Source organism: Nonomuraea maheshkhaliensis, from assembly GCF_039529435.1.
Taxonomy (GTDB): Bacteria; Actinomycetota; Actinomycetes; order Streptosporangiales; family Streptosporangiaceae; genus Nonomuraea; species Nonomuraea maheshkhaliensis.
In genome coordinates this window covers 75,288-100,542 of record NZ_BAAAMU010000023.1, presented here as the reverse complement: position 1 = coordinate 100,542, position 25,255 = coordinate 75,288, and the positions used below count along the sequence as shown (strand labels likewise).

The following is a 25,255-nucleotide window of genomic DNA, read 5'->3' as shown; positions in this document are numbered from 1 at the left end:
CGCGGGCCTCCCCCGAGAGCTCGCGCGGCCGCAGAGGGCGCTGTGCCGATCAGCGGCCGTACGTCTCCAGCAGCCGCAGCCACACCTCGGAGACCGTGGGGTACGAAGGGACCGCGTGCCACAGCCGGTCCAGCGGCACCTCGCCGACGACCGCGATCGTCGCGGCGTGCAGCAGCTCAGCCGTGTCCGGGCCGACGAGCGTGAAGCCGACGATCACCTTGCGGTCCTCGTCCACGACCATGCGGGCCTGCCCGCGGTAGCCGTCGGCGTGCAGGGAGGATCCGGCGACGGCGCCGAGGTCGTAGTCGACGACGCGAGTCCTGATCCCGGCGGCCTCGGCGGCGGCCGCGGTCAGCCCCACCGACGCGAGCTCGGGGTCGGTGAAGACCACCTGGGGCACCGCGCGCTCGTCGGCCGTGGCCACGTGCCGGCCCCAGCGGTCGTCCTCGACCGCCTCGCCCTTGGCCCGCGCCACGATGACGTCGCCGACCGCGCGGGCCTGGTACTTGCCCTGGTGGGTCAGCAGCACCCGGTGGTTGACGTCGCCGGCGGCGTACAGCCAGCCGTCCCCGACCGGGGTCCCGTCCGGGCCGAGCACGCGCAGCGTGTCGTCCACCGTGAGCCAGGCGCCGGGCTTCAGTCCGACGGCGTCGAGACCGATGTCCTGGGTGTTCGGCGTGCGGCCGACCGCCACCAGGACCTCGTCGGCCTCGACCTGACCGCCGTCGGCCGCACGCCGAACACCCAGGACATCCGTCTCGACGCCGTCGGCCGCCGTGATGCGCACCGTTCCCGTCTCGTCGCGGTGCACCGACGCGGCCTCGGCGCCGAGGCGTACCGAGACGCCGGCCTCACGCAGCGCCTCGGTCACCCGCTCTCCGGCGAACGGCTCGGCCTGCGGCAGCACGCCGTCGCGGGCCAGCATCGTCACCGTGGAGCCCAGGGCGGCGTAGGCGGTGGCCATCTCCGAGGCCACCACGCCGCCACCGATGATCGCGAGCCGGCCGGGGACCGCGGTCGCGGCGGCGGCCTCCCTGCTGGTCCACGGCTTGGCGTCGCGCAGGCCGGGCAGTTCGGGCAGCAGCGCGCCGCTCCCGGTCGCGACGACCACCGCGTGCCGGGCCGTCAGCGTGACCCGGGCGCCGTCGGCGCCGGTGACCTCGACCGTCTTCTCGGACACGATCCGGCCCTGGCCCCTGTGCAGCGCGATACCGGCCGATTCGAGCCAGGCCACCTGGCCGTCGTCCTTCCAGTGCGAGGCGAAGGAGTCACGGCGGGCCAGCACCGCGGCCGCGTCGATCTCACCGGTCACCGCCTCGCGCGCTCCGGGCAACTGCCGCGCCGCCCTTAAGGCCGCCGCGCTGCGCAGCAGGGCCTTGGTGGGCATGCAGGCCCAGTAGGAGCATTCTCCGCCGACCAGCTCGCGTTCGACGATGGCGGCGCTCAGACCGCCCTGCACCGCGCGGTCGGCGACGTTCTCACCGACCGGGCCGGCTCCGAGAACGATGACGTCGTAGGTGTGCTCGCTCATGTCACTTGCCCTTCGCGGCGCGGCCGAGACGCAGGGCCGAGATGAGGAAGAAGATGCCGCCGGGGATGGCGTAACCGGCCGCGTTGGCGAGGGTCGGGTTGGCCGCGGAGGCGCCGAGGATGAACGAGGAGCCGGCGAGGACGGAGATGCCGCCGCTGAGGATCATCGGCCACTGGCCGCCCATCTTGCGCCGGGGGACGGCCACGATGAGCTGGACCAGCCCGGCCACGATCGCCCAGGCGCCCCACACGCGCAGCACCGCGGGGATGCCGGAGGTGCTCGCGATCGCCACGGCGATGGCGGTGATCGAGCTGACGGCGACGTTCACGTACAGGAGGGTCGGTGAGCCGGTGGAGCGCGAGGAGCGGGCGTCGACGATGGCGGCGCCGACGTCGAACAGCGGGTAGAGCACCAGCAGGGTGACCGCGAGCGGTCCCAGGTTCATCGCGGTGGTGAACATCACGAGGGCCCAGACGATGGCGAACGCGAACCGGACGAAGTACAGCCGGCGTAGTGCGGACGCGGTGGTGGAGATGCCGGATGAAGCAGCGATGGCACTCATGTCGAGCCTTTCAGTGGGTGAGTGACGGGGCCTTCCGCAAGACCGAACGTTCTATCGCAACTGAGTATGGGCCCGGCTCGCGCGCACTGTCAAGACCGAACGTTCTACCGCTAGAATGAGGGACATGCGCAGCCCCACCGAAGCCCGGCCGTCCGAAGCGCGAAACCGGCTGCTCGGCACGGCCACCCGGCTCTTCTACACGGAGGGCATCCACTCCGTCGGCATCGATCGCATCGTCATGGAGGCGCAGGTCACCCGGGCCACCCTCTACCGGCACTTCACCGGCAAGGAAGACCTCGTCCTCGCCTACCTGGGCGAGATCGACCGGGCCCTGCGCGGCCAGGCGGAGGAGATCATCGCCGCCGGCCTGCCTCCGGCCGAGACCATCAAGGCCATCAGCGCGTCCATCGCCCAGGGCATCCAGTCCCCCGGCTTCAGAGGATGCGCCTTCCTCAACGCCGCCGCCGAATACCCCGACCCCGAGTCGCCGGTGCACCAGGCCGTGCTCGCCCACCGCCAGTGGTTCCTCGAAACGGTCACGGAGCAGCTCGCCAGGATCGAGAAGTCGGGCTCGGAGGCCGCGGCCCGCCACTTCGTGATGATGCGCGACGGCGCCATGGCGGCCGGCTGCCTGTTCGACCCGGACCTGATCTGCGAGACCCTCCTGCACGGATCGGAAAGACTCCTGGAGGTCTACACCGCGACCAGCGAGCAGAATTCAGCCACCTGAAGACCAGCGCCGGCGCGCCCTCGTCCGTGGCCGCGCGTCGTCCGCGCTGGTCGCACCCTGTCAAGGCGTCGATGCCAACGATCATGGCGGCGCCGGCGCCGGAGTGGAGCCGCATCCCGATGGCGTGCAGGCGGCCGGCCACCGGGACGGTCCAGGTCAGCGGGCTCCAGCCGGCGGTGGCGGACAGCCTGGTCTCGGTCTCCGGGCTCCCCGGCGGCCGTACATCCCGGAGGCAAGAGAAATCTTGAGCTGGTAGACCGGGATGCGCGGCGGAGTGTCGGGCAGCGCGGCCGGCAGTCGCGCTGCCTCCGAGGGCCCGCGCGAGCGTGATCGCGTGGACGAAGCCCAACTGATCACTTGCTGGGTGTGATGATGCCGTAGTGGCCGCCGTAACGGTGGTAGACCACGCTGCCCCGCCCAGTGCTGGCATCAGCGAAGAAGATGAATGGCATACCGGTGGTTTCCAGACGCTCGACCGCTTCACCGATGGAGAGGACGGGTGCGGGAACGGAGCTGACCGTGAGTGGGATCGACACCGGGCCGAGGCTGTGGAGCGTGGGGGCGATCTGCGCGAGCCGGTAACCGTCCCGGCTGTGATAGATGACGCTGTCCTGGCCGGTCTCCGCCTCGGTGAACAGGTAGAAGTCGTAGTCGGACTGTTCCATGTCGAAGGCCGCTTCGTCGGGAGTGGCCCAGGCCAGATCGTAGGCCTTGTGCCGGACGATCTCGCGTTTTCCCCCGATCGGGGGGGAGTAGGGTAGCGGGCGACGGTGAGGGCTGGAGCGCCGCCACTCTATGTTGGCGTCCTCCGGGCGTCGCCCACGCAGGTTCTCCCCGTCCCTGCCGGCATGGCGCAACCGGACCCGAAGCCGGTCACCGAGCAGCAGGATGGCTTGGTGCATGGACTCGGCGACCGCCTGAGCGCGGACGAACCGCCCGCTGACGTCGATGTTCGCCTGCGCGGTGCACGGACAGAACACAACCGGATCGGCCGTGGCGCTGAGCTTGACCCGGGCAAAGAGCACGGGCTCGTGGGCGAACGATGTCGCTGCCGCCACCACCTCGCGGGCATTGTCGACTGCGCCGGGTGGAATGGCGCCACGTGTCTCCACCCGCACCTCGCGGGGATCAAGCCTTACGGAGGCGTGTCGACTGCTCATGCCATGTCACGTCCCTTCTGATGGGGCCGGCAGCAAGCAGCAGTTCGCGGGCGAGCCGCGCAGCGTGCTCGGGGTGCACCGGGAACCGCATCAGGCTTGGGGTCGAAGCATCAGGGCCGTCTCCCAAGCGGTGCTCTCCCTTCCTACCCTTCCCAGGGTCGGCATTTGTATCACAGGGACTGATGTGACCTTGATGATCGGGGAACTCACCGGGGACGGTTCGGCTCGGTGGCGGCAGCCATGTCGCGGAATGCCCCCTGCCCCGTTGCGATCGTCCGCTAGAGAGCAGGTCCAGTCGGTCATGGTGGGCCGTCGTCTGCGGTCGTGGAGTGCCGGCTCATCCTCCGGCTGACGGTTCGGAGCCCGGGGGTTCGTCTGGCGGAACCCGACATCAGCAAAGCCGGCACCGGGCCCCTCTCAGCCCAGACTTGTCCGGAAATGGTCGGCGAACCAATTGCGTGCCAGGTCGGCGACGCTTTCCAGCGCTCCGGGCTCCTCGAAGAGGTGTGTGGCATCAGGGATGACCTCCAGGTGGTTTTCACAGCGCATTCGCTCTTGTGCCGCCTGATTGAGATCGAGCACCAGTTCGTCTCGACCGCCCACGATCAACAGCGTCGCCGCCTGCACCTCGGACAGCCGCGGTCCGGCCAGGTCCGGCCGTCCACCACGCGAGACAACGGCGGCCACCACACTGCCCGGTTCCGCCGCGGCCCACAGCGCGGCCGCTGCTCCGGTGCTGGCGCCGAAATAGCCCACCGGCAGCCCCGTGACCTGCTGCTGATCAGTGAGCCAGTTCGTCACTTGTACGAGCCGTTCGGCCAGCAACTCGATGTCGAACACGTTGCCACGGTCATGCTCCTCCTCGACCGTGAGCAGATCGAAAAGCAAGGTACCCAGACCAGCGCGGTTGAGCAGCGAGGCCACATGCCGGTTTCGAGGGCTGTGTCGGCTGCTGCCACTGCCGTGCACGAAGACCACCACTCCCTCGGCCTTCTCCGGAATGGTCAGTCGCCCAGACAGTTGGACGCGACCGGCGTCCACGAGCACCTCATCGGCGATCTCCGGCGAGGCAGATTTCGGCGAGTTCCCCTTCTCGCCCTTGCCAACCGGATTCGCAGCCCGCTGCAGCAGTTCGACCACTTGCTCATCTCTGATCTGAGTGAAGTCGACGTACCAGGCCCCGATGGAGTAGAGAGCACCAGGCGTCTCCAAGCAGATCACCTCGTCGGCGTCCTTGCGCAGGCTCGCGATCGTCTCCGGCGCCCCGACAGGGATTGCCAAAATCACACGCGAGGCCCCGCGCACACGAGCCACCTGGCAAGCGGCACGTGCGGTACTGCCCGTGGCCACCCCGTCGTCCACCACGATGACCGTACGGCCTGCGAGGCTGACCGGTGCGCGGCCGTCACGAAAGCAACGCGCACGGCGTAGCAGCTCGGCTTCCTCGCGCTCCTCGACCTTGGCCATCTCCTCGGGCGTGGCATTCACCATCCGGACGACATTCGAATTGATCACGCGGACGCCGCCTTCTCCAATGGCGCCGAATCCCAGCTCAGGCTGGAACGGCACCCCCAGCTTACGGACCGTGATCACATCCAGCGGCGCACCCAAAGCCTGGGCCACCTCGAAGGCCACCGGTATGCCACCCCTTGGCAGCCCCAGGACAACCGCATCCTCATCGAGGATCAGTCCAGCCAGTCGTTCGGCCAGGCGCACACCTGCATCATGACGATCGGCGAACACGATCCGCACCCCCCGGAAAACCACTACTTTGGGCGATCGCAGCATTGCCCTGGGGGGCGCTTCATGTCATTCCCCCAGGTCCCAGCCTTGATCCATTCCTGATAGGTGCCGGGTTTGGCTGCCGAGGCGCCAGCCCAGGTCGTTCGTTCGGGCGGAAGGCGGGCCTCTTCATGAACCAAACCTGGCGGCTCAGGCACGCGGCCGCACAACGGCCACCGGACCCGACGCGTAGTGCAGGACGCCGTGGCTGACCGAGCCGAGCATGGCCGAGCGGATCACACCGCGGCCCCGCGAACCCACGACGACCAGATCGGCATGAGCGGAGGTCTCGCACAGCGCCGCGATGGGATTCCCACGGAACACCGATTCGGTCACGATCACGCCGGGGTACCGGTTCAACCACGGCGACAGCATGTCATGGACATGCTTTTGCCGCGCTTGGGCGATGAACTCAAGGTCCAGCGGGAAGGCCGCGGACACCCTGCTCGACGGCAGATCCCAAGCGTGCACCACCCACAGCCGGGCCCCCCGCGCCTGCGCCTCCTCGAAGGCGTAATCGAGAGCCGGGTGCACGGCGTCTTCGGGATCGAACCCGGCCACGATCTCGCCCTGCACCACCGCAGGTGTGCCGCGGACCACCACCACAGGCCCCGGCGCATGCCCGGCAAGGCCCAAGCTCACCGAACCCAGCAGAAGGCCGGTGAATCCGCCGATGCCGCGACTACCCACCACGATGACGGCGGCCTCCGCGGCCTGCGCGCGCAATATCTCATCGGGGTCGCCAAAGAGCAGTTCGGTGCTCGTGTGGAGGTTTGGCCGGGACTCGGCCACCATCGCGGCGGCCTCGGCCAGCAGCCGCTCTCCCTCCCTGCGAACCGGGTCGTCGGCCGAGCGCTCGTACGGTTGCCCGCCGTGGAGGAGCGGCTCTTCGACATGGACGATCCGCAAGTCGCAGCCACGTCTAGCTGCGTCGTCGGCCGCCCACAGCACTGCGGCCAGCGCTCCCCGGGAGCCGTCCACACCTGCGATGATCGGTTCAGACATACGACAACCCCTCTCCCGTCGGGCCCGCAGCCCGCAACATGACGCGGACGCCCTGCGGCAACCCACCGAACACGGGCTACGCTCCTCGCATCCGTCCACGATGAGCCGCGACTCACCGTCCGGAAACCACCGAAGCCGGCGTGGTGATCAGCATCCCGACGGGAGATACAGCCAGCGCGCGGCTGCCCGGCTCTCCATCCAGATCACGGGTTCGCGCAGATCACCTCCACAAAGTGGCCGACCATCTCCTCAGGCAGGTTCCTGGCCAGGTCGGCCTCGCTGATCATGCCCGCGAGCCGATGTTCGTCGATGACCGGCAGGCGGCGAATCCGGTGCTGCTCCATCGTCCGGAGCACCTGCTGAAGATCGGCCTCCGCTTCAACGGTGATCGGCTTGCCCTGCGCGAGTTCTCCCGCGGTCATCGTCGTGGGATCGCCTCCCGCTGCAACGCACTTGAGCACGATGTCCCGGTCGGTGATGATGCCGTGAAGCCGGTCATCGTCGCCGCAGATCGGCAACGCTCCCACGTCCAGCTCGTGCATCCGCTGCGCGGCGAATGTAAGAGTCTCGTGCTCACCGATGCATTCGACGCCTTGATGCATGATGTCCCGTGCTGCTGTCACGATCCCCTCCTCACGCTGAAGGTTCTCTTTTCCCCTGCCCCGACCGACGATCCTCAGCCTCGGGTGAGCCCAGACTTTGTCAGGACCGTACCGTTCTCTTCTCGTTCCCAGGGCATCGACCACAGCCGGCTCGCTCCGATGCCGACCGCGTCGGACGTAAACCGATGGTTCAGGCCCTCGGCCCGTCGAGCCTCCATCCGCGAATCCCACTCCATCGGGTTACCGGCCGAGCCGTGACCACGGTGGGGCAGCCAGTCGGCGCCCACTCGTTCCGCATCGCGTCATCCACGACCCAGCCCCTCTCACCGGGCCCGGCACCCCATCGCCCCGCTCTCGATCGCTCGCCGGCCGTCCGGCCTCCTCACGATCGGGGCCCGGGGACAGATGGTTGGGCTCAAGTCCCCGTCCGGACAGACCTTGGCACCCGGAGGAGGGTGTCCGCGTGTTCTCTCTACGGCCCCCCGACGAACTCCTGAGAGCGGACCACCGCGACGGGGCAGCGCGCGTGGTGGAGCACCCCTCTGCTCACCGACCCGAGGAACAGCGAGCCGAGTGCGCCGCGTCCGTGGGAGCCGACGACGATCAGGTCGCACGTGGTGCTGGTGAGCGCGTCGACGGGGTGTGCGTTCTGGACGTCCTCAGCGAGGTTCACCTCGGGATACCTGGCCCGCCATGCCGCGATGCGCTTCCTGACGACCTCGCGCTGGGCGGCACGGACCTCGCCCAGGTCGTAGGAGACCTCGGGGGCGAAGGCGTGCACGGGCACCTGCCATGCGTGGATCAGGCGCAGCGTGGCACCCCGCTGTCTGGCCTGCTCGAAGGCATAGCCGAGGGCCGGCTCACAGGTGTCGGAGTCATCGACGCCGACACCTATCTCGCCCCTTTTCTCCCGCTGCTCGGCGCGTACGACGACCACAGGGCAACCGGCCTGCGCGGCCACCTCCATGGTGACCGATCCGAGCAGGGCGCCGACGAATCCGCCCACCCCTCGGTTGCCGATGACCAGCTCGCTCGCCTCCTGCTCCCGCAGAACGGCCGAGGGCACGCCCTCGATCGACCGGGTGCTCACCTCCACGGTCGGCTGCCGGACGCGCGCGATCGCCTCGGCCGCCTCCAGCACCTTGCCCGCCGCCTTGCGCAGGTGATCCTCCTGGTCCGAAACCGGAAATCTGGTGATGTCGTACGGCCGCCGATCCACGACGTGCACGATCCGCAACTCGGCACCGGCCCGGAGCGCATCGTCGGCGGCCCACTCGACCGCCGCGTCGCTGGGAGCCGAACCGTCCACCCCCGCAATGATCAGACCTGTCATGATGTCCCCCTCATCCAGCCGCATGGGAACGACCCTCCAGGGTCCGCCCTCCCGGTCACTCCGGCTCGCCCCTGGGCCGTACCACCGCCACCGGGCACGCCACATGATGCAACACCCCATGGCTGACCGAGCCGAGCACCGCCGAGGAGAAACCACCCAGGCCACGCGAGCCGACCACGACGAGGTCAGCCGTCGCCGCGGCCTCGATGAGCGCGGCCACAGGATGGTCGCGCACCTGCTCATCCATGATCACGACATCGGGGTTAGCCTCTCGCCAAGGAACCACCCGCGCGCGTGCCGCGCGTGCCTCCTCGTGGAAGGAGTCCTCCAGCAGAGGGCTGTACGCCGGCCACGACGGCGAGAACACCGGCGTTCGCCAGGCGTACACAACGTGCAGACGGGCGTGACGGGCACGAGCCTGTTGGAGGGCATAGGCCATGGCCAGTTGTGAGCCTTCGGAGCCATCGTCGCCGACCACGACCCGATCATGCCGGGCGACGAGACCTCGGACGATGACGACAGGGCCGACGGCATGCCCCGCCACGGCCAGACCCACCGACCCGAGCAGCAAGCCGGAGAACCCGCCCATTCCCCTGCTGCCCAGCACCAGGCTCTCGGCAGACACCGATTCACCTATCAGCGACTCGACTACGTTGCCCGCCGACATCTCGGTGCTGACCTGGACATCCCTGCTCACGTCGCGGGCCTTGCCGGCGGCGGTCTCCAGCGCGCCGGCGCAGTACTTCGACGTGTCCATGCCGTGGGACCACTGCTCACAGACATGCACGATCCGCAGCGACAGTCTCCTCCGCCGGGCATCGGCGGCGGCCCACTCCACCGCCGCCATAGATGATGCGGAGCCGTCTGTTCCGACCACGATCCCTCCACGCATCATCCCTCCCCTCACCTGCTGATCCTCACGACCCCACCTTCCCGAAAGCGACATAAAGACACGATTGGCTAGAAAACTCAATTTGCGCCTGGCGTGCGTCAAGCCCGCACGACGCCGCCAAGCCACGAACAGGAAAGGACTGACAAAAGCCTGGACGGTGGCGGATCATCTTGCGGTCGCTGTCGTCCCGAATCAGCGCCCGCCCCCGTGACCTCGGACCTGGCCCGGAAGCAAGCCCGCAACGCTCTCATGCGAAGGTCGCGCTGGTCAGAGAGGATATCGCCCCTGTACGAGGGTAGCCATCCATCGGGACACCCGCAGGGCCCAGGGTTACGCTCCAACGGTAGCGGGACGCTTCGACGGACCCGTGGTGGTCGGTCTCCGGCGACGGATGCGAGGTGAGAGCCGTGGCTGAGCCCCAGAGAGTGGCCATAGGTCACGACCGCTCGGGCTTCTCGATGCAGGCCTTGGACTGGGCGCTCGACGAGCGTGAGCTGAGAAGGTTGCCGCTGACGGTCACCCACGCGTGGCGCCGGCCTTACGGCGAGGCGGCCGATGAGGTCAAGCCGCACCTGCGCAAGGCCGCAGAGCACTCTCCGCCGGCTCCGCCTGGTGGCCGAGCACGCCGCCTGCCCCGTCGCCATCGTCCCCAGCCTTCCCGACGACCGACCGAGCAGATGAGGGGATGACCTCCAAGCTAGTCGCCTGCCCGCCGTCGATCACAGGGCTGGAAGCCAGGGCCAGAGGCGATTTCGCGAGCCACCGCTCAGATGGGCGGCAGCCACCGTTGAGGGGAGAAGAACCACGATGAAGGCAGCGATAGGAGACCGGCTGATCGTCGAGAGCGCCCACGATCACGAGCCCCGGCGGGTCGGCGTGATCACACAGTTGCGCCACGAGGACGGTTCCCCACCGTATGTGGTGCGCTGGATGGACTCCGAACATGAAACCCTCGTGTTCCCGGGGCCGGACGCCCATGTGGTGAGCAAGCAGGAAAGGGAAGCGTCACTTCCCCCTCCGTGAACACAGGCGTCCATACGAGCTCACTGGCGCTCGAAGGACGTCCAGGGCGACGGCACACGGCCCGCGCAGGCGTCACCAGTCACGCCGCGACCGTGCCCGGCGCTGAGCGGCTCATGCTCATGACGTCCGCTCGCCCCGTGGTCGGACCACCGCGACCGGACAGGTGACGTGGTGCAACACGCCGCGGCTGACGGAGCCGAGCACCGCCGAGGCGAAGCCGCCCATCCCACGCGAGCCCACCACCACCAGATCGGCCGAGGCCGAGGCGTTCATGAGGGCGGAGACAGGATGCTCGCTTACCTGCTCATCCGTGAGCTCGATGTCCGGGTTCTTGTCCCGCCACGGGATCACCGCTTCGCGTGCCGTACGCTGCTGCTGCTCGAAGGTGCTCTCCAGCACCTTGCTGTAGGCGGAGGCGTACGGTGCGGACATCGGCACCTGCCAGGCGTACACCACACGGACGTGGGCTTGGCGGGCACGGGCCTGCTCGATGGCGTACTCCATCGCCGCCTGCGAGCACTCCGAGCCGTCGTAGCCCACCACTATCCGCCCGTACCGGTCCTCGGCGGGGCCGCGCACGATGACGACCGGCCCGGTGGCATGCCCCGCCACAGCCGCACCGACCGAGCCGAGCAGCATCCCGGCGAACCCGCCCCGTCCCCTGCTGCCCAGGACCGCGCTGTCAGCTGAGGCCGACCCGGTGATCAACTGCTCGACGACATTGCCGCTCCGCGATTCCGTGGTCACCTCCACATCCGGCGTCACCTCGCGCGCCCGTTCAGCGGCGGCCTCCAGCACGTCCGCGCAGTAGCGCGACTGAGCCTCGCCCAAGCTGGGCGGCCACCGCTCACACACGTGCACGAGGCGTAGCGAGCGCCCACGGCGGCGCGCGTCAGCAGCCGCCCACTCGACGGCCGCAGTCGCCGGAGCGGACCCGTCCACTCCTACCATGATGTGTTCTGTCATCACCCGCACTCCCCCTTCACGGCCTGGCTCTCACTGCCAAGCCCTTGAGCACAGTCCACAGCCACCCAGGACCGAAATCCCCACCCCTGGATTCCTCAATCGGGTTCCAGCTGAGGACGCTGGAACCGCCAGGGCGCCGTCGGCCACCGGGCGTGGATCGCCACCAGGGCCCGCTCGAGCGCCTGCTCCGGGGACACGCTGGTGTCGATCTCGATGGCGTCAGGCCAGGACGCCGCCGTCGCCGTGATGGCGGCGGCGATCACCTGGTCGGCGTCGGACATCCCGCCTTCGCGGTGGACCAGCCGCTCCGCGATCAGCTGCGGCAGAGCGGTGCACCGCAAGGCCACGAGGTCGCTGAAGGTGCGCCTGCCCAGATCTTCGGCGGCCTCCCGCTGCCCGGCATCGCTCCAGGAAGCGTCCAGGATGACCGGCTCGCCGTGCAGCAGCAAGGCCTCCGCCCGGGACAGCAGCTCGTGATAGGTGCGCTCGGTCCACTCCCGGCTGTAGATGCCTTCGCCGAAGGGAGCCGGCGCGGGCTGTTCCGCCGCGATCCCGGCCAGCTCCTTGCGAACGCGGTCGCTGCTCAGCAGCGTGTAACCGAGCCGGTCGGCGATCGCCGCGGCGATGGTGGTCTTGCCGGTGCCCGGACCTCCACCGACAAGGACCAAGGTCACCGCGCCAGCCCGCAGATGACGCAACGCCAGCTCCGTGAGTTCGCGCGCCTCCCACGCCGCACCGGAGTCTCCTTGCCGATGGCGCAGAGCGGCGACCTTGGCGCGGACGAAGGCCCGGTAGGCGACGTAGTGATGCCACAGTGAGGCCGGTGAGAGATCACCGGAGAACTCGACATACCAGTGCAGGAACAACTCGGCCAGCCGCGGAGCCCCCAGCCGCTCCAGGTCCATGGACAGGAAGGCGGCATCGTCCAGACCGTCGACAAAGCGCAGCCGTTCGTCGAACTCCAAGCAGTCCAAGATCCGGGGTCCATCGTCCAGGCAGAAGATGTCGTCCGCCAGCAGATCGCCGTGACCGTCCACGATGCGCCCCTCGCTGACCCGGGTGGCGAACAGGCGCTCACGGCCGTCAAGGAAGCGTAGAACGAGCCGTTCGATCTCCTGGATGGCCTCGGGGTCGGCGACCCTATCAGGCAGCTCCAGGACTTGTTCGAAACTGTCCGTCCAGCGGCCCCGAAGCGCCGACACCTCTCCCTGCCGGTCGATCTGCGGACTGCGGTGGGCGCGGCCGTGCAGGCTCGCCACCATCCGAGCGACCTGGCGCAGATCTTCCTCCACCGGTTCGCCTGAGCGAACCATCGTGGCAAGACGGCGCTCCCCGGGCATGCGCCGCATCACCACGAGGTGTTCGCAGGGCTGCCCATCGGGGCCGAGCACGTCGGCGACACCCTCGTAGACATCAGGAGCCAGCCGCCGGTTGAGCCTCACTTCCTCAAGGCTGACGGCCCGCCGAGCCTCACGCGTGGTGAAGTCCAGGAAACCGAGATTCACCGGCTTCCTCAGCTTGACCGCCCGGTCGCCGAGGAGGATCACCACTGCGGAATGCGTCTCTTTGATCTGTGCCCATGGTCCCATCGATGGTGCCCCCGCCCTCTGCCGCTCACCTGTCCATGGCCTGATTCGACGGGCCGACCTCCTCTCGCGATCTGCTCCCCGGGCTGCCCCCTAACCGTATTTCCCCAGGTTGGTGCGGTTGACTCCGTCAGAGGCCTACCCAGGGGCCACCAGTCATGGCGCCCGTTCGGTGCCACGCACAGGTGCTCCCCCGATTCTGAGCCGAACCGCAGCCGTGCAGCCTGCCCACGCGGATTGCCGTCTCGAGGCCCGCACCATACGCCCCTTTTGTCTGCTTCTGGGTATCAACCCATCTCTGTGGGCTCCCGGCGAAGGGAGCGGAGGGCCTCGACGGCAGGTTGTTCGAGCCACAGTCACGACGCGGATAGATCGCCCAACGCGGTCGAGAAGGAGCCTGTGATGACGTGGGATCCCATCCGTAAGACCGGGGGCCAGGCTGTCACGCCCAACCTGATCGACTACACGGAGGAATGTCGCGCGTTCTCCTGGACCACGGCTCAGCGATCGTTCTTCCACGGCTCGCCTGACAGCCGGGGATCTAACATGGCGTACGAGGCCGTTGACCGTCACATCGAGGGCCTTCGGTCCGACCACGTGGCGCTTCGGTGCATCGGTAGGGACGGCCAGGTGACTGAACTGACCTACCGGGATCTGCACGACGCGAGCAACCGCTTCGCCAACGTGCTGGGCGCCTTGGGGGTCGGAAAGGGTGACCGGGTGTTCACGCTGCTCGGGCGGCTGCCTGAGCTCTATGTCACGGTTCTGGGGACGCTGAAGAACCTCAGCGTGCTGTCTCCGCTGTTCTCCGCCTTCGGTCCAGAGCCGATCTGCGAGCGGCTACGCCTCGGGGAAGGACGAGTGCTCGTGACCACCCCAGAGCTGTACATGCGCAAGGTCGCCGGAATCCGCCAGTCGCTGCCCGAGCTGAAGTACGTGCTGGTCACAGGCAAGGGACCGGCCCCAGGGGGCACTCTGCTGCTGAGCGAGCGCATGGCGGAGGCAGGCGGGCGGTTCGAGATCCCGCCCACGGACCCCGAGGACATGGCACTGCTCCATTTCACCAGCGGCACCACGGGCAGGCCGAAGGGCGCGATCCATGTGCACGATGCCGTGGTGGCCCACCACACGACCGCGAAGTATGCCCTTGACCTGCGTCCCTCGGACGTCTTCTGGTGCACTGCAGATCCCGGCTGGGTGACCGGCATGTCGTACGGCGTCATCGCGCCCCTCACCTTCGGGCTCACCCTCGTGGTCGACGCAGGCGAGTTCGACGCGAGGCGCTGGTACCGCACACTGCAGGACCAGCAGGTGACCGTCTGGTACACCTCTCCGACGGCGTTGCGCATGCTCATGCGCCGTGGCGACGCTCTGCCCCGTGAGTACGACCTGTCCAGGCTGCGGTACATCGCCAGCGTGGGAGAACCGCTGAACCCCGAGGTGACGGTCTGGGGTCTGCGGGCGCTCGGCCAGCCTGTTCATGACAACTGGTGGCAGACCGAGACCGGCGCCATCATGATCAGCAACTATGCGGCGATGGACATCAAACCCGGCTCCATGGGACGCCCGCTGCCCGGGGTTGAGGCAGCGCTGCTCGAGCGCGGTGCGGACGGCCGTGCCCGCGTCGTCGATGGATACGCACGGGAGATCGTTGCCCCTGGGGTCGAAGGGGAACTCGCGTTGCGGCCTGGCTGGCCTTCGATGTTCCGCGGCTACCTGGGTCAGCCGGAGCGATATGCCAAGGCCTTCGCCGGGGGCTGGTACCTGTCAGGTGACATCGCTCGTAAGGACGAGGATGGATATTTCTGGTTCGTCGCACGGGCAGACGATGTGATCAAGTCTGCGGGCCATCTCATCGGTCCGTTCGAGGTCGAGTCGGTGCTGATGGAGCATCCCGCGGTCGCCGAAGCCGGCGTGATAGGCAAGCCCGACCCGGTGGCGGGTGAACTGGTGAAAGCCTTCGTCACCCTCAATGCCGGCTACGAGCCCTCCGAGACTCTCCGGCTGGAGCTGGTCGCCTTCGCCCGGCGCCGGCTGGGCGCGGTCGCCCCCAAGGAGATCGCTTTCGATCAGAACCTGCCGCACACCCGCAGTGGAAAGGTCATGCGCCGCCTGCTCAAAGCTCGCGAACTCGGCATGCCCGAGGGCGACACCTCAACCCTGGAGCACCCCGACGGGTGAAGGGCACGATCACCTCGTTCCGGCGTGGGCCGCCAGGAACCGTGCCCCGCCGGCCACGCTGGAGAAGGCGGCGTAGTCGTCTTCCTCGATGCGGTACGCGCTGATGTCGCTCAGCGTCTCGACGAAACTGAGGAAATCCAGCGAGTCCAGTTCGAGGAGGTCGCGAAAGTCGGCATCCGGCGGCAGGGCCGCCAAATCGGCATCCGGCGCGACCTGGGCCAGCGCGCGTTCGACAAGTTCTCGTGCCTGCTGCGGGCTCATAGCTCCTCCGGATGGTTGAGCAGCCGGTCGACGGCCGCGAGAAACCGGGCGCCGGTGAAGCCGTCGGTGGCGCGGTGATCGCCGGCGAGCGTGACGGTGACCACGGGCCGGACCCCGAGGAGTCCGTCGACCGCCCAGGGACGGTCGAGGATCTTGCCGAAGCCGACGAGGGCTACTTGCGGTGGGTAGATGATGCCATGGACCGCCTCCACCCCCAGGTCTCCCAAGTTGGTGACGGTGATGGTCGCCTCGGTCATCTCAGTGCCCCGCAGCCTCCCGGCGCGTGACCGGGTGACCAGGTCTCTCAGATCGGCCATGACGTCGTCGAGGTCGCGCTCGGCAACGTCGTGCAAGGCGGGCGCGATCAGACCGCCGGCCTTGAGCGAGATCGCCACCCCCACGTGCACCCCGTCGCCCGGTACGAAGGCGTCGTCGATCCAGAAGCCGTTGAGTTCAGGCACTTCCTTGGAGGCGCAGGCAGCCGCCTTGAGAAGCAACGCGGCAGGGAGCGTCCGCTGAGGTACCGGGAGATCCCGGTTGCGCTCGCGCAACCACGTGAGCGCGGCGTCGAGGTCGACGGTCGTGCTCAGGTAGTAGTGTGGGATCTCCCGTTTCGACTTGGCCATCACTCGCGCGATCACCTGACGCATGGCGTCTTGGCGGCGTTCCCCGTCCGGCTTCCTCACGGCGTGCTCGCCCGCGGGGGGCATCGGCTGGGCTTCGGCCGGCCCCGCCGCCTCCTGCAAGCCGTCCTCGCGTGCGGCGGCGCGGACGTCAGCGGCGCGGATCGCCCCCGTGATGCCTGTGCCCTGGATGTCACCGAGGACTACGCCGAGTTCCGTCGCGAGCTTGCGGGCCAGCGGCGATGCCTTCACCCGGCGTTCGGCGTGCTCGACGTCCGTGCGGGTCACCCGCCCGCCCGGGCCGGTGCCGTGCACGGCCGTCAGATCCAGCCCGCGCTGCTCGGCGAGGTGCCGCACGATCGGTGAGGTGACAGGCGGGGGCGCAGGGCCTGGCTCCGGCGCATTTGCCGCTGTTTCTGGCCGGCCTTTCCTGGCCGGGGCGGGCGGAGCTTCCGGAGCTGGTGCCCGTGACTCGGGCGGGGCGGGCCGCGGTCTCCGCGCCGGGGTAGGGGCTTCGGCTCCGGTGCCGCTGATGCGGGCGAGAGGCGTGCCGACCGGGACGCGCTCGCCGACGCCCACCAGCAGGTCATCCACCACCCCGGTGTGGAACGACTCGACCTCGATCAGGGCTTTGTCGGTGTCGATGACGGCGATGATGTCACCCTTGTGGATCGAATCTCCGGGCTGGACCAGCCATTCGGCCACGGTGCCGGACTCCATGTCGGCGCCGAGCGAGGGCATCCGGAACTCCGATGGTTCTCCTGTCATGAAGCGAGCACCCCTTGGGCCGCCGCGACGATGGCGGGTACCTGGGGAATGGCGGCTTCTTCCAGGTGACGGGCATAAGGGATGGGCACCTCGGCAGTGCACACGCGCGCGATCGGCGCGTCCAGCTCGTAGAAGGCCTGCTCGCCGATACGCGCGGCTATCTCGGCCGACAGGCTGCCCGAGCGCCAGCCCTCGTCCACGATGACGACCCGGTGTGTCCGGGTAACCGACTCCATGACCGTGGCATCGTCGAGTGGCCGCAGAATACGCAGGTCGATCACGTCCGCCTCGACGCCCTCGGCGGCCAGCGCGTCGGCGGCTGAGAGCAGTTTCGTCGCAGTGCCGCCGTAGCCGATCAGCGTGACGTGTTTCCCGGAGCGTCGCAGCGCTGCGTGGGCGATGTCCACGGGGCCGGGGCGCAGTACCCCCGACATGCTGTAGAGCGCACCATGTTCGAAGATCAGGACGGGATCCGGGTCCTGCAGAGCAGGCCAGAGCATGCCGCGAGCGTCCTCCAGCGTCGCGGGCGCCAAGATTTTCAGTCCGGGGATGTGCGCGTACCAGCCTTCCAAGCTGTGTGAATGCTGAGCGGCGAGCTGCCTGCCGGCTCCGGTGGTCATGCGGATGACCAGCGGGACATTGAGCTGGCCTCCCGACATGTGCAGCAGCGTCGCGGCGTTGTCCAGGATTTGGTCAAGGGCCAGCAGGCTGAAGTTGACCGTCATGATCTCTACGATCGGCCGCATCCCGCCCATCGCCGCTCCGATCCCGGCGCCTACGAACGCCGCCTCCGACAGCGGGGTGTCGCGGATGCGTTCCGGGCCGAACTCCTCCAGCAGGCCCAGGCTGACCGCGAAGCAGCCACCGTAGGCTCCGACGTCCTCTCCCATGAGAAAGACGCGCTCGTCGCGGCGCATCGCCTCGCGGATCGCCTCCCTCATCGCCTCGCGATACGTCGTGGGCCCGGTCACGACGCCGCCTCCCCCTGCTTCGCCGGCATCGTGCGGCCCTCCGGCGGCGTCGGGCTGTAGACGAACGTGCTGAGCTCCTCCACCGGTTCAAGTGGTGCCTGCTCGGCGAAGGCGACTGCTTGATCGATCTCAGCGGCCACGTCCTTCTCCAGCACGGCGAGATCCTCGTCCTTGATCTCTCGCGCGGTCTTCATCCGCGTGATGAGGGCGTCGATCGGGTCGCGTTTCTTCCACTGCTCGACCTCGGCCTTGTCGCGATAGCGCTCGGGGTCGTACATCGAGTGCGCGCGGAACCGGTAGGTGCGCAACTCCAGAAAATGGGGCCCGGCCCCAGCGCGGATCGACTCGGCGGCCTTGGCCGCAGCGTCGGCGACGGACAGGACGTCCATGCCGTCCACCGGCCATGCCACGACGTCGTAGCTCGCGGCGCGGAGCGCCAGATCGGTCTCGGCATGAGATTTCGGCAGCGCGGTGCCCATCGCGTACTGGTTGTTCTCGCAGGCGAACAGCACCGGCAGCCGCCAGAGCGCGGCAAGGTTGACGCATTCGTGAAACTCGCCTTCAGCCACGGCACCGTCGCCGAAGAAGCAGGCGGTCACCCTGTTGCGCCCCAGAAACTCGTCGGCGAGTGCGAGACCAACCGCCAGGGGAAGGCCACCGCCGACGATCGCATTCCCGCCGTAGAAGCCACGGGCGGCATCGAAGATGTGCATGGAGCCGCCTCGGCCCCGGCTGCACCCGGCTGCCTTCCCATACATCTCGGCCATGATCGCCGTAGCCGGCACCCCACGGGCAAGCGCGTGACCGTGCTCCCTGTAAGTCGACACGACCGCGTCATCCGAGGTGAGCGCCTGACACACCCCGGCCGCCACAGCCTCCTCCCCGATGTACAGATGCATGAAGCCGCGGATCTTCTCGCTGCTGTACAACTCGACGCAGCGCTCCTCGAACCGGCGGATGCGCAGCATCTGGTGCAGCAACTCACGGTGCAGGGTGATCCGCGCCTTGTCTTTGTGTCTCATGAGACTTCCTCGCCTACGTGCCCCCGTGGAGACCCCACCGCACGAGTTGCACCGTCGGAATCGGCGAATCCGGTCCTGTGGTGGTGCGGACCAAGGCCGAGCCCGCGGCGTCTGGCCTGCGGCAACGTTCGAATCTCTTCCCGCTGAACCCTTCCCAGCGGCGCCGGGGTGAATCGGCGGAGTCCCGTTGGCACCACTCACTTCGCCTACGCGGCAGTGGACTGCCAGCGACGATTCCGTGGAAAGCCAGCGTCCACCCCACCTGGGTGCGTCGTCTTCGTTCCACTCCAGCTTGTCGATCAACCTGGCATCGATCAGCTCGGAGGCCGCAGGGGTCTTCCGTCCCGATATCTCGATTACCGAAGTCCTCCGCTCGGAGGGACCAAATCCTCTATTCGGACAAAACGCCCAAATCAAGACTGAGAGAAGGATCAGCGGGAGGTATTACCATGATCACTCTCAGTATCATCAAGGCCGACACCGGAGGCTTCGTCGGCCACTCGGCCGTGCATCCGGACATGATGGCCGAGGCCCGCCGCGAGATGATGCGAGCCATCGACTCGGGGCTACTCATCGACGGGCACGTCGACAGTTGTGGCGATGACATTTCGCTCATCATGACCCACACGTATGGCCCGGATGCGGATCTCATCCACTCCTTCGCCTGGGACACCTTTCAGGCCACCACCCACATCGCCAAAGAGCTCGGTCTGTACGGCGCAGGTCAGGACCTGCTGTCGGACGCCTTCTCCGGCAACCTGCGGGGCATGGGTCCCGGCTATGCCGAACTCGAGTTCGGGGAGCGGCCCTCGGAGCCGGTGATCTGCTTCCTGGCTGACAAGACCGAACCAGGCGCGTGGAACCTGCCGCTGTACAAAATGTTCGCCGACCCGTTCAACACCGCCGGCCTGATCATCGACCAGAAGATGCACGCGGGCTTCACCTTCGAGGTCTACGACCTGTACAAGGAGAAGCGCATCGACTTCGACTGCCCGGCCGACCTGTACGAGATGCTGATGTACATCGGTGCTCCGGCTCGATATGTCATCCACAGCGTCCGTTCCAAGACTCTGACAGAGACCGCGGCCGCCACCAGCACCCAGCGCCTCTCGCTCATCGCCGGCAAATACGTCGGCAAGGACGACCCCGTGATGATCGTCCGCTGCCAGTCCGGACTGCCCGCGGTCGGCGAGGTGCTGGAGCCCTTCACCTTCGCCTTCGGGGTCGCCGGCTGCATGCGCGGCTCGCACCACGCGCCACTCATGCCCGTGTCCAGCGGTCACGCCCACCCGTCCCGATTCGACGGGCCGCCGCGCGTAGTGGCACTGGGCTTCCAGATTCATGACGGCAAACTGATCGGCCCTCGTGACCTGTTCGCCGATCCCGCGTTCGACCGGGCGCGCCAGCAGGCCAGCGAGGCCATGGACTACTTCCGTCGCCACGGCCCGTTCGAACCTCATCGGCTTCCTCTGGAGGACCTGGAATACACCACGATGACCGTCCTCACCAAGAAACTAGCCAACCGCTGGACGCCGATCACCACCGAGCTCACCACGGCCGCAGCGAGCCGAAGCTGAGGGGAACTCAACGCCATGACAGTGCCGATCGTCGTCGGCGTAGATGGATCAACGCCCTCACTGCAGGCCGCGAAGTGGGCAGGGCAGGAGGCCGCCATCCGGGGCGCACCGCTGCGGATGCTGTACGTGGCGCCGCAGTGGGCCTATGACGTGCCGCTCGTTCCCCAACCGCACGAGTGGGGAACGGGGGTGGAAGCCGCACTCAGGGAAATGCTCGATCATGCGGCCGTCTACGCCAGAGCGGGCAGGCCGCAGGTGAGGGTCACCACCGACGTGATCGACAGCCGACCCGCGGACGCGCTGGTCAGCGCGGCCGAAGAGGCGCAACTCCTGGTCGTGGGAAGTCGCGGCCGTGGCGGCTTCGCCGAACTGCTTCTGGGCTCGGTGAGTCGCGACGTCGTGATGCGGGCATCGTGTCCCGTGGCCGTCATTAGGCAGCCGCGCACGAGCGACCGCGGCGAGATCGTCGTGGGCGTCACTGGAAAACCCGGGCAGGACTTCCTCCTGGACTTCGCCTTCCGCGAGGCCGCGCTCCGCCACGCAACTCTGCGGGCCGTGCACGCCTGGGTGCATCCCGCCGCGAGATTCCCGGGCGACATGCAACCTGTCGTCTACGACGTCGAACAGGTGAGACAGGAGGAGACGCTCCTGCTCGCCGAGGCCATCGCCGGACTGCGGGAGAAATTTCCCGACGTCGTGCTCGTCCCGCACATCGTCCACAGGCATCCAGCGAGAGCGCTGATCGACGCATCGGCCGAAGCCGACCTCGTCATCATCGCAACCCGCAGCGGCCCCCCGGCCCTACTCGGGTTGGGGAGCACCGCTCACGCCGTACTCCACCATTCACACGTGCCCGTCATCACGGTCCGTCCCTGACCGCACGCCTCGGCAGCCGGGTGTCCTGGCGGTCGGCGACAACCGGCCGGCCGGCAGGGTCATTCTGTATGCCGTGCCCGCCACGCCTTGTGCAGAGCGTCGGCGCCGATGACGGCGGGAATCACCAGAGCGGCCATCGTCCAGCCCACCATCGGAGGGAGGCCACCGCCCAGGAGCCGGGCCAGCGGCGGCAAGCCCAGGAAAACCATCAGCATGAGCGCCTCGATCGCCACGGCCCACAACAGGAGCGGGTTGCTCAGCAACGGCACCCGCCCGGCCCAGCGGGTTTCGCTGCGGCAGGCGAAGGCGTTGGCGAGCTGTCCGAGGACCACCGCAGCGAAGGCGGCGCCCGAGGCCGCGGTCAGCTGCGCCGCGGCCGGCGCGGCGCCGAGAGCCCAGCCTCCGAGCGACAGCACCGCGAAGAAGGCTGCCATCTCCACCAAGGCTTCGACGGGCCCCAGCACGCCGAAGACACGGCGGAGCAGACGGCGGTCGATGAGGTTGCGGGCGGGGGCGGGGCCGCGCATGGTACGCGGATTGGCCGGCTCGGCACCGAGGGCGAGGGCGGGCAGCAGGTCGGTGCCGATGTCCAGGGCGAGCACCTGGAGCACGCTCAGCGCCAGCGGGAGCGTGCCGCCGCTCAAGGCCCACACGAGGAAGGGCGTGAGTTCGGCGACGTTGTCGGTGAGGTGGTAAGTGAGGAAACGCCGGATATTGGCGTAGGTGGCGCGGCCCAGCTCGATCGCGGTGACGATGGTAGCGAAGTGGTCATCGAGCAGCACCAGATCGGCGGCCTCACGGGCGACGTCGGTGCCGGAGGCACCCATGGCGACACCGATGTCCGCCTCCCGCAGGGCGGGCCCGTCGTTGACGCCGTCCCCGGTCATCGCCACGATGTGGCCGCGCCCGCGCAGGGCGCGGGCGATGCGCAACTTATCCTCGGGCGTCACACGGGCGATGACCGCGCCGTCGCGATCGAGCAGCGCGCCAAGGGCGTCGTCATCCTCGGGCAGCTCACCCCCGGTGACCACGAGGGGCTCCGCTCCCAGCAGCCCGACCTTCTCCGCGATCGCCCGGGCGGTGCCGGGATGGTCTCCGGTGATCATGGCCAGTCTGATGCCGGCTCTGCGGCACGTGACGATCGCCTCGGTGACCCCGTCACGGGGCGGGTCCTCCAAGCCGACCAGGCCGAGCAAGGTCAACTCCTGTTCGGCCTCCTCGGCTGTACCGCTCGCGGGATCGTCGCGCCGGGCCACGGCCAGGACGCGCAGGCCGCTCGCGCTCATCTCCTCCAAGACCGTCGCGACCTCCGGCGCGTCGGCACAGAGCGGCAGCACCGCCTCTGGAGCCCCCTTGAGGTGCAGCCGGCCGCCGGCGACCGCCGAGGAGCAGCGGCGGGCCGGGTCGAACGGATAACGCCGGGTGACGGCCATGTCCTCGCGCACTCCGGCGCGCAACGCCAGCGCGTGCAGCGCCACCTCCGTAGGATCGCCGACGGCCTGGTGGCCGCCGTCGGTGCGGATCAGCCGGCCGGTCGAGCACAGGACGGCCGAGCGCATGATCTCGCGGGCGGTGGCGGGGTCGGCCAGGTTGAGCGGCCCCTCCGGGGTCCAGACCTGGACGACGGTCATCTCGTTGCGGGTGATCGTGCCGGTCTTGTCCGTGCAGATGAACGTGGCCGACCCGAGGGTCTCCACCGCCTCCAGATGGCGCACCAGGGCCTTGCTGCCCGCCATCAGGCGGGCGGCGCGCGCCAGCGACAGCGTGACCGTGGGAAGCAGCCCTTCCGGGACCAGCGCGACCGTGACGCCGAGCGCGAGCAGGAAGCCGTCGGCAGCCGACATGCCGAGCAGCAGCGTGAGCCCGAAGAACACCACCCCGAGACCGAGCGCGATCACCGCGATGACCTTGATGACCCTGCCGAGCTGACGAGTGAGCGGGCTGGGCGGCCGCGTCGCCGTCCGCGCGAGCCTGGCGATGGCCGCCAGCCTGGTACGGGGGCCTGTGGCTTTCACCACGGCCTCTGCCTGTCCCTCGACGACGAAGGTGCCGGCGAAGAGCGCGTCCCCCTTCCCCGGCCTGACCGGGACACTTTCGCCCGTCAGAGCGGACTGGTTGACCGCCAGGGCATGTGCCTCGGCGAGCTCAAGGTCCGCAGAGATCCGATCGCCCGTTTCCAGCAGCACCACATCCCCTGTCACCAGATCAGCGGCACTCACCACCATGTGACGGCTGTCGCGGCGAACCGTCGCGGTTGCGGGGATCAGCTCGCGCAGCCGCCTGCCCGCCTGGTCGGCACGGTATTCCTGGGCGAAGGCGAAGACGCCGTTCAAGAGCACGACCACAGCGATGGCGACGGCCAGCTGGGGCATTCCGGCCAACAGCGCCAGCCCGGCCGCCACCCACAGCATCAATGCGAAGAAATGCACCAGTTCGCGAAGCAACAGCAGCGGCACGTGCCTGCTTTCGCCCTCCGGCAGCCGGTTGGGGCCATCGGCAGCCAAACGGCGGGCCGCCTCGGCCGAGCTGAGGCCTGCCCGCGGCACCGGAAGCGGTGACTCTTCACAGGCATGGCCGGTTCCCACGTCATGCCCCCTTCCCCTGTCCAGGGGTGGTACCCACCCCGCCTCCCGATGACCTGGTCCGCTTCTCGGCGGCCGCGGCGGCGTGCGATGACGGCAGGAACCCGGCGCCATGACTGCGCCGGATCACGTCATCTGCAGGGGATCCCCAGACGGCAGATGCGGCCGCAGGCTCGGCATGAAGCCCAGCCGCTCCAGAGGTTGGGGCACATGTCCTCGCTCACCCCGGCCACGACGCCGTCATCCTCATAGTTCACCTACCGGGGCGCTGTCGTTGCCGGGGCGGAGGCCCATGGCGTGATGGCCGCTGAGCCGTGGATTGCCCCCTCGCACGTGGGTAGTTCCGTTGGCATGGCAAGCACTGGCGACTTCGGTCGTCGCATCATCCACAAGCGCGAACGCCTGGGTCTCACCCGGGAAGAAGTCGCCGAGCGCGCGAACATGTCCGCCGGCTTCGTCAACTACCTGGAAGAGAACCCCGACGTCCCGGACACCGGCACGCTGATCGGCCTGGCCTCTGCCCTGGAAACCACCGTGGAAGACCTACTTGGCGGTGTCCGCAACCGTCCACCAGACCGCGACCCCACCATAACCGGCCCCGTCCTGGAAGTGCTCGAACCCGATGAATGCCTGAGCCTGGTCGCCCCCGGCGGCATCGGCCGAATCGCCTTCGACAGCTCGTACGGCCCCACCGTACTGCCCGTCAACTACAAGCTCCACCAAGGCTCCATCATCTTCCGCACCGCCTACGGAGGGCCGATGGACCAGGACCTGCGCGCCGGCGTGAAAGGCGTGGAGATCAAGATCGGGTTCGAGGTGGACCGGATCGACCAAGTCCGTCACGAAGGCTGGAGCGTCCTCATCCAGGGCCCCGCCCATCACCTCACCTTCGACGAAGTCCCCGAGATCATGCTCACGCCCTGGGCAGGCGGCGACCGCGAGCTCTACATCCGCATCGTCCCCGACCAGATCTCCGGCCGCCGCGTCCACGGCCTCTGACTCTCGGCGAGGGGCGCAGCCCGCCTTGCGGCATCGCCGGGAACGAGCAGCAAGGTCCTGCCGAAACTGCCATGAAAGCGCGCTCTCCCCTCTCCTGATGGTTCGAAAGATGGGCCCGCAGGAGTTGTCGACGGGTACCTGGCCAGGATGGGATGAGCGGCACGCCTCGCAACGTGGCCTTCCTCGCCGCCCAACTGACTGCCTGGAGTCCTGTCCTCGACCC

21 protein-coding genes are annotated in these 25,255 nt (G+C 68.4%); 6 read left to right on the top strand and 15 right to left on the bottom strand.

Annotated features, from left to right (window positions below; all coding sequences use genetic code 11):
* Positions 1–49: 49 nt before the first annotated feature.
* Together ABFX54_RS18150 and ABFX54_RS18145 are read right to left on the bottom strand one after the other, a co-directional pair.
* Positions 50–1,531: a dihydrolipoyl dehydrogenase family protein gene (locus ABFX54_RS18150; RefSeq protein WP_346106221.1), complete on the bottom strand. Its 1,482-nt coding sequence runs from the start codon at positions 1,529–1,531 to the stop codon at positions 50–52.
* A 1-nt stretch (position 1,532) separates the two neighbouring features.
* Positions 1,533–2,093 carry a hypothetical protein gene (locus ABFX54_RS18145; protein ID WP_346106220.1) on the bottom strand — a complete coding sequence of 187 codons (561 nt, stop codon included), beginning with the start codon at positions 2,091–2,093 and terminating at the stop codon, positions 1,533–1,535.
* A gap of 124 nt (positions 2,094–2,217) precedes the next feature.
* Here ABFX54_RS18145 and ABFX54_RS18140 point away from each other — a divergent pair, with 124 nt between their 5' ends.
* Positions 2,218–2,823: a TetR/AcrR family transcriptional regulator gene (locus ABFX54_RS18140; RefSeq protein WP_346106218.1), complete on the top strand. Its 606-nt coding sequence runs from the start codon at positions 2,218–2,220 to the stop codon at positions 2,821–2,823.
* A 353-nt stretch (positions 2,824–3,176) separates the two neighbouring features.
* On the opposite strand, the gene ABFX54_RS18135 is transcribed toward ABFX54_RS18140, so the two are convergent.
* The 6 genes from ABFX54_RS18135 to ABFX54_RS18110 all read right to left on the bottom strand — a co-directional run bounded on the left by ABFX54_RS18135 (position 3,177) and on the right by ABFX54_RS18110 (position 9,597).
* Entirely contained in the window at positions 3,177–3,983 is an 807-nt protein-coding gene (locus tag ABFX54_RS18135) for a sigma 54 modulation/S30EA ribosomal C-terminal domain-containing protein (protein WP_346106217.1), read from the bottom strand.
* Positions 3,984–4,400: 417 nt separating this feature from the next.
* Positions 4,401–5,735 carry a phosphoribosyltransferase family protein gene (locus tag ABFX54_RS18130; protein WP_346106215.1) on the bottom strand — a complete coding sequence of 445 codons (1,335 nt, stop codon included), beginning with the start codon at positions 5,733–5,735 and terminating at the stop codon, positions 4,401–4,403.
* A gap of 180 nt (positions 5,736–5,915) precedes the next feature.
* Positions 5,916–6,770 (bottom strand): universal stress protein, encoded by an 855-nt coding sequence (locus tag ABFX54_RS18125; RefSeq protein WP_346106213.1) that lies wholly within the window; start codon positions 6,768–6,770, stop codon positions 5,916–5,918.
* Between the two features lie 203 nt (positions 6,771–6,973).
* Positions 6,974–7,393: a CBS domain-containing protein gene (locus tag ABFX54_RS18120; RefSeq protein WP_346106212.1), complete on the bottom strand. Its 420-nt coding sequence runs from the start codon at positions 7,391–7,393 to the stop codon at positions 6,974–6,976.
* A 451-nt stretch (positions 7,394–7,844) separates the two neighbouring features.
* The gene (locus tag ABFX54_RS18115) at positions 7,845–8,705 is read right to left on the bottom strand and encodes a universal stress protein (protein WP_346106210.1); all 861 of its coding nucleotides are present in this window, start codon (positions 8,703–8,705) and stop codon (positions 7,845–7,847) included.
* Between the two features lie 55 nt (positions 8,706–8,760).
* Positions 8,761–9,597: a universal stress protein gene (locus ABFX54_RS18110; protein WP_346106263.1), complete on the bottom strand. Its 837-nt coding sequence runs from the start codon at positions 9,595–9,597 to the stop codon at positions 8,761–8,763.
* A gap of 807 nt (positions 9,598–10,404) precedes the next feature.
* Between ABFX54_RS18110 and ABFX54_RS18105 the strand changes: the two genes are divergently transcribed.
* Positions 10,405–10,620, top strand: a complete 216-nt coding sequence (locus tag ABFX54_RS18105) for a DUF1918 domain-containing protein (RefSeq protein WP_346106208.1) — start codon at positions 10,405–10,407, stop codon at positions 10,618–10,620.
* A gap of 117 nt (positions 10,621–10,737) precedes the next feature.
* Here ABFX54_RS18105 and ABFX54_RS18100 read toward each other — a convergent pair whose 3' ends face one another.
* Together ABFX54_RS18100 and ABFX54_RS18095 are read right to left on the bottom strand one after the other, a co-directional pair.
* Positions 10,738–11,586 carry a universal stress protein gene (locus ABFX54_RS18100; protein ID WP_346106206.1) on the bottom strand — a complete coding sequence of 283 codons (849 nt, stop codon included), beginning with the start codon at positions 11,584–11,586 and terminating at the stop codon, positions 10,738–10,740.
* A gap of 95 nt (positions 11,587–11,681) precedes the next feature.
* The gene (locus ABFX54_RS18095; RefSeq protein ID WP_346106261.1) at positions 11,682–12,935 is read right to left on the bottom strand and encodes a bifunctional aminoglycoside phosphotransferase/ATP-binding protein; all 1,254 of its coding nucleotides are present in this window, start codon (positions 12,933–12,935) and stop codon (positions 11,682–11,684) included.
* A 207-nt stretch (positions 12,936–13,142) separates the two neighbouring features.
* Between ABFX54_RS18095 and acsA the strand changes: the two genes are divergently transcribed.
* On the top strand, positions 13,143–15,353 hold the full coding sequence (gene acsA, locus ABFX54_RS18090; protein ID WP_346106260.1) for an acetate--CoA ligase: 2,211 nt from the start codon (positions 13,143–13,145) through the stop codon (positions 15,351–15,353).
* A 9-nt stretch (positions 15,354–15,362) separates the two neighbouring features.
* On the opposite strand, the gene ABFX54_RS18085 is transcribed toward acsA, so the two are convergent.
* From ABFX54_RS18085 to pdhA, 4 genes are read right to left on the bottom strand one after another with little or no spacing between them, the layout of a single operon-like run.
* On the bottom strand, positions 15,363–15,614 hold the full coding sequence (locus tag ABFX54_RS18085) for an acyl carrier protein (protein WP_346106204.1): 252 nt from the start codon (positions 15,612–15,614) through the stop codon (positions 15,363–15,365).
* On the bottom strand, positions 15,611–16,978 hold the full coding sequence (locus ABFX54_RS18080; RefSeq protein WP_346106258.1) for a 2-oxo acid dehydrogenase subunit E2: 1,368 nt from the start codon (positions 16,976–16,978) through the stop codon (positions 15,611–15,613). The genes ABFX54_RS18085 and ABFX54_RS18080 overlap by 4 nt, the downstream gene beginning before the upstream one ends.
* A 23-nt stretch (positions 16,979–17,001) precedes the next feature.
* Positions 17,002–17,976, bottom strand: coding sequence for an alpha-ketoacid dehydrogenase subunit beta (locus ABFX54_RS18075; RefSeq protein ID WP_346106202.1), 975 nt, complete (start codon positions 17,974–17,976; stop codon positions 17,002–17,004).
* The gene (gene pdhA, locus ABFX54_RS18070; protein WP_346106200.1) at positions 17,973–18,998 is read right to left on the bottom strand and encodes a pyruvate dehydrogenase (acetyl-transferring) E1 component subunit alpha; all 1,026 of its coding nucleotides are present in this window, start codon (positions 18,996–18,998) and stop codon (positions 17,973–17,975) included. The genes ABFX54_RS18075 and pdhA overlap by 4 nt, the downstream gene beginning before the upstream one ends.
* 449 nt (positions 18,999–19,447) lie before the next feature.
* On the opposite strand from pdhA, the gene fbp reads away from it, so the two are divergent.
* Together fbp and ABFX54_RS18060 are read left to right on the top strand one after the other, a co-directional pair.
* On the top strand, positions 19,448–20,575 hold the full coding sequence (gene fbp / locus ABFX54_RS18065) for a fructose-1,6-bisphosphate aldolase/phosphatase (RefSeq protein WP_346106198.1): 1,128 nt from the start codon (positions 19,448–19,450) through the stop codon (positions 20,573–20,575).
* A 21-nt stretch (positions 20,576–20,596) separates the two neighbouring features.
* Positions 20,597–21,451 (top strand): universal stress protein, encoded by an 855-nt coding sequence (locus tag ABFX54_RS18060; RefSeq protein ID WP_346106197.1) that lies wholly within the window; start codon positions 20,597–20,599, stop codon positions 21,449–21,451.
* A 59-nt stretch (positions 21,452–21,510) separates the two neighbouring features.
* Here ABFX54_RS18060 and ABFX54_RS18055 read toward each other — a convergent pair whose 3' ends face one another.
* Positions 21,511–23,997, bottom strand: a complete 2,487-nt coding sequence (locus ABFX54_RS18055) for a cation-translocating P-type ATPase (RefSeq protein WP_346106196.1) — start codon at positions 23,995–23,997, stop codon at positions 21,511–21,513.
* A gap of 336 nt (positions 23,998–24,333) precedes the next feature.
* Between ABFX54_RS18055 and ABFX54_RS18050 the strand changes: the two genes are divergently transcribed.
* A complete protein-coding gene (locus ABFX54_RS18050; RefSeq protein WP_346106256.1) occupies positions 24,334–25,032 on the top strand; it encodes a helix-turn-helix domain-containing protein in 699 nt (232 codons plus the stop codon).
* Positions 25,033–25,255 lie beyond the last annotated feature (223 nt).

Bases quoted from the DNA above. Each gene is read 5' to 3' on its own strand.
- ABFX54_RS18150 (WP_346106221.1), bottom strand. From the start codon at position 1,531: ATGAGCGAGCACACCTACGACGTCATCGTTCTCGGAGCCGGCCCGGTC.
- ABFX54_RS18145 (WP_346106220.1), bottom strand. From the start codon at position 2,093: ATGAGTGCCATCGCTGCTTCATCCGGCATCTCCACCACCGCGTCCGCA.
- ABFX54_RS18140 (WP_346106218.1), top strand. From the start codon at position 2,218: ATGCGCAGCCCCACCGAAGCCCGGCCGTCCGAAGCGCGAAACCGGCTG.
- ABFX54_RS18135 (WP_346106217.1), bottom strand. From the start codon at position 3,983: ATGAGCAGTCGACACGCCTCCGTAAGGCTTGATCCCCGCGAGGTGCGG.
- ABFX54_RS18125 (WP_346106213.1), bottom strand. From the start codon at position 6,770: ATGTCTGAACCGATCATCGCAGGTGTGGACGGCTCCCGGGGAGCGCTG.
- ABFX54_RS18115 (WP_346106210.1), bottom strand. From the start codon at position 8,705: ATGACAGGTCTGATCATTGCGGGGGTGGACGGTTCGGCTCCCAGCGAC.
- ABFX54_RS18110 (WP_346106263.1), bottom strand. From the start codon at position 9,597: ATGCGTGGAGGGATCGTGGTCGGAACAGACGGCTCCGCATCATCTATG.
- ABFX54_RS18105 (WP_346106208.1), top strand. From the start codon at position 10,405: ATGAAGGCAGCGATAGGAGACCGGCTGATCGTCGAGAGCGCCCACGAT.
- ABFX54_RS18100 (WP_346106206.1), bottom strand. From the start codon at position 11,586: ATGACAGAACACATCATGGTAGGAGTGGACGGGTCCGCTCCGGCGACT.
- ABFX54_RS18095 (WP_346106261.1), bottom strand. From the start codon at position 12,935: ATGCGGCGCATGCCCGGGGAGCGCCGTCTTGCCACGATGGTTCGCTCA.
- acsA (WP_346106260.1), top strand. From the start codon at position 13,143: ATGCGTCTCTTTGATCTGTGCCCATGGTCCCATCGATGGTGCCCCCGC.
- ABFX54_RS18085 (WP_346106204.1), bottom strand. From the start codon at position 15,614: ATGAGCCCGCAGCAGGCACGAGAACTTGTCGAACGCGCGCTGGCCCAG.
- ABFX54_RS18080 (WP_346106258.1), bottom strand. From the start codon at position 16,978: ATGCCCTCGCTCGGCGCCGACATGGAGTCCGGCACCGTGGCCGAATGG.
- pdhA (WP_346106200.1), bottom strand. From the start codon at position 18,998: ATGAGACACAAAGACAAGGCGCGGATCACCCTGCACCGTGAGTTGCTG.
- fbp (WP_346106198.1), top strand. From the start codon at position 19,448: ATGATCACTCTCAGTATCATCAAGGCCGACACCGGAGGCTTCGTCGGC.
- ABFX54_RS18050 (WP_346106256.1), top strand. From the start codon at position 24,334: ATGGCCGCTGAGCCGTGGATTGCCCCCTCGCACGTGGGTAGTTCCGTT.